Source organism: Leekyejoonella antrihumi, from assembly GCF_007845645.1.
Taxonomy (GTDB): Bacteria; Actinomycetota; Actinomycetes; order Actinomycetales; family Dermatophilaceae; genus Leekyejoonella; species Leekyejoonella antrihumi.
Map to the genome: position 1 here is coordinate 1 of NZ_VCQV01000098.1, position 3,343 is coordinate 3,343.

Here is a 3,343-nt window from a genome sequence, read left to right on the forward strand (position 1 = left end):
CTATGCCGACACCGCGACTATGCCGAGGCTTGAGGTTTTGCCGGTGCAATCACGCGTTGTCGCGGTCGGTGTCCTCGGCATAGTTACAGGCTGAGCGCACGCTCGTAGTGCGGGGGCACCGCGCTCCCGCGAGGAGGCGAGTGTGGTGTCGAGTACACGGAGAAAGCCCAGTCAACTGGGATGCCAGGTCGAGAGTTACCGCGAGTGGTTGACCCAGCAGAGCTACACGTCCGGGACGATCCGCAACATGTTGAAAGAACTGGGCCAGGTCGGTCTGTGGCTCTCGGCTGAGGGACTGGACGTGGCCCAGCTGGACGAGGAACAGGTCGAGACGTTCCGCGCGTTCCGGCAAGCGTCGGGCTATCGCAGGGTCCCGGGACCGCGGGCGATTGTGCCGTTGCTGAGCTATCTGAGGCAAGCGGGCCTGGTCCCTGCGATGGTGCCGTCGTCGACACCGTTGGAGGTGTTGCTGGATCAGTTTCGGTCCTGGCTGGTCCAGGATCGTGGACTGGCTGCGACCACGGTGTTGCGCTACGAGAAGACCGCACGTCGATTCTTGGCCGAGCAGGCCTGCGACAGCGGCCGTTTCGAACCGGCAGGGTTGACCGGTAAGGATGTCAACGACTTCCTTCTTCGAGAGTGCGCTCGAGTGTCGGCCGGGTCAGCCAAGGGACGAGTAGCGGAGCTACGGTCGGTCTTGCGCTTCCTTTATCTGCAGGGCCTTACCCCGTTGCGGTTGGGCACGGCAGTCCCTCCGGTTGGTGGGTGGCGCCTGGCTACCGTGCCGCCCACGATGAGCGCGACGGATGTGCAGTCGTTGCTGGACAGCTGCGACTGCAACACCACGGTCGGTGTGCGTGACCACGCGATCATGATGCTGATCGCTCGTTTGGGGCTGCGCTCGATCGAGGTGGCACGCCTGCACCTTCAGGACGTGGACTGGCGGGTCGGAGAACTTGTCGTCACCGGCAAGGGAGGGCGACTCGATCGCTTGCCGTTGCCGGCGGAGGTAGGTCAAGCCCTGGTCGCGTACCTATCCCGTGGGCGGGCATCCCGCGATGATCGTCATCTGTTCTTGACCTGCCGTGCCCCGCGCGGACCGATCCGCGCGGACCTGGTCGGCGATGTTGTCGAGCGGGCCTGCAAGAGGGCCGGGCTGCCACATGTGGGACCTCACCGGCTGCGGCATGCGCTAGCCGTTGAGCTGCTTCGTCACGGCGCTGGCCTGGCCGCGATCAGCCAGGTGCTTCGTCACCAAGACCTCGCCACCACAGCGCTATACGCCAAGGTCGACCTCGCTGCGCTGCGGCACGTGGCCCAGCCCTGGCCAGGAGCAACCCGATGAGCGCGCTCGAGCAGTCACTTGCCGAGTACCTGCAGCTACGCCACTCACTCGGTCACGAACTCGCCGACGCCGGACGGTTACTGCCGAGCTTCGTGGCCTACCTCGACGCTCACGAGGCGACCACGGTGACTATCGAGGCGGCCCTGGGCTGGGCCCAGCAACCCGGGACCGACACGGTCAGCACCGTGGGGCCACGGCGGATGACGGCCGTGCGAGGCTTCGCTCGCTACCTGTCCGGCACAATCGCTGAGACCCAAATCCCGCCAGTCGGACTGATGCCCAGCCGGCAACGGTGGCGCCAGCCGTTCATCTACTCACCGACCGATATCACCACGTTGATGAACCAGGCTCGCACCTCGATGACCTCGCCGCTGCGGGCCGCGACCTACGAGGCGTTGATCGGCCTGCTCGCATCCAGCGGCCTACGAATCGGTGAGGCCATCAAGCTCGACCGCGACGACGTCGACGGGACGCAGGGCGTCTTGCTGATCCGTGAGTCCAAGTTCGGCAAGTCCCGGCTGGTGCCCTTGCACCCGAGCAGCATGCAAGCATTGCAGGACTACGCCGCACTGCGCGACAAACTCCAACCACGACCCACGGAGCCAAGCTTCTTTGTGTCCCTGACCCGCAAGCGTCTCCTATACGCCGTGGTCTGTCCGACCTTCCGGCAGCTCGTCAACACCACTGGTGTCGGCGCCGACTCGCCGCACCCACCAAGGCTGCATGACCTCAGACATTCCTTCGCGGTCCGGACCCTGCTGCGCTGGTACCGCTCGGGACAAGACGTGCAGGCCAGGATCCCCTCACTGTCGACCTACTTGGGCCACCGCGAGCCGAGCTCGACATTCTGGTACCTGTCGGCCGCACCAGAACTGTTGGCCCTGGCCGCTGCCCGACAAGACTCCACCCGGCTGGAGGCACAGCCATGACCCTGATCGCGCCGACCCTGCAGGCCTTCTTCACCGACCGACTCATCCAGCAGCGGCAAGCAAGCCCGCGCACGATCACCGGCTACCGCGACGCATTGACGCTACTCCTGCAATTCGTGCACCAGCAGACCGGCAAATCGCCAGCCGAGCTCGACTGGGACGACCTGGACTCCACGGTGATCACCGCCTTCCTGAACTATCTGGAGCAGGAGCGCCACAACAGCATCCGGACCCGCAACGTGCGGCTCACCGCGATCCGATCCTTGTTCTCCTACGCCGCGCTACGCCACCCCGAGCATGCCCTGCTGATCCAGCGGGTGTTGGCGATACCGCCCAAACGGTTCACCAAGCGAGTCGTGGAGTTCCTGACCGCAACCGAGATCAACGCCCTGGTCGCGGAACCGGACCAGTCACGATGGGAAGGCCGACGAGATCGCACCCTGATGCTGCTGGCAACCCAAACAGGGCTGCGCGTCTCAGAACTGATCGGTCTGGACTGCGGCGACATCACGCTCGGAGTCGGGGCCAACGTGCGCTGCGAGGGCAAGGGACGCAAGCAACGCGCGGTCCCGCTCAGCAGGCCAGTCCAGGCGTTACTGAAAGCCTGGCTGACCGAACGAGCCGGACAGCCCAGCGACCCGCTGTTCCCCACCCGCACCGGGAGACGCCTCAGCCGGGATGCCGTCGCGCTGCGAGTGCGCACTCACGCTGCGGTAGCCGCGCAACACTGTCCTTCACTGATAGGTAGGCGAATTCACCCACATGTCCTTCGCCATAGCTGTGCCATGACCTTACTGCAGGCCGGCGTCGATACCTCCGTGATCGCGCTGTGGCTCGGACACTCTGGAGTCCGATCCACCGACGCGTACATCCACGCGGACATCAGCATCAAGGAAAGAGCCCTTGCCCTGACCACACCCACCTCAGCGCAACCAGGTCGATACCGGCCACCGGACAAGGTACTCGCATTCCTCGAGAGCCTGTAACTATGCCGAGGACACCGACCGCGACAACGCGTGATTGCACCGGCAAAACCTCAAGCCTCGGCATAGTCGCGGTGTCGGCATAG

General features: G+C 64.9%; 3 protein-coding genes. All 3 read left to right on the forward strand.

The annotated features are described in order from the left end of the window. Window positions 1–208 precede the first annotated feature (208 nt). The 3 genes from FGL98_RS24790 to FGL98_RS24800 are packed head-to-tail and all read left to right on the forward strand — an operon-like array spanning window position 209 to window position 3,260. Complete coding sequence (locus FGL98_RS24790; protein ID WP_222432412.1) at window positions 209–1,345, forward strand: site-specific integrase; 1,137 nt, start codon at window positions 209–211, stop codon at window positions 1,343–1,345. Next, entirely contained in the window at window positions 1,342–2,274 is a 933-nt protein-coding gene (locus tag FGL98_RS24795) for a tyrosine-type recombinase/integrase (RefSeq protein ID WP_146321517.1), read from the forward strand. Before FGL98_RS24790 ends, FGL98_RS24795 begins: the two co-directional genes overlap by 4 nt. Then, the gene (locus tag FGL98_RS24800; protein ID WP_146321519.1) at window positions 2,271–3,260 is read left to right on the forward strand and encodes a tyrosine-type recombinase/integrase; all 990 of its coding nucleotides are present in this window, start codon (window positions 2,271–2,273) and stop codon (window positions 3,258–3,260) included. The genes FGL98_RS24795 and FGL98_RS24800 overlap by 4 nt, the downstream gene beginning before the upstream one ends. Window positions 3,261–3,343: the final 83 nt, after the last annotated feature.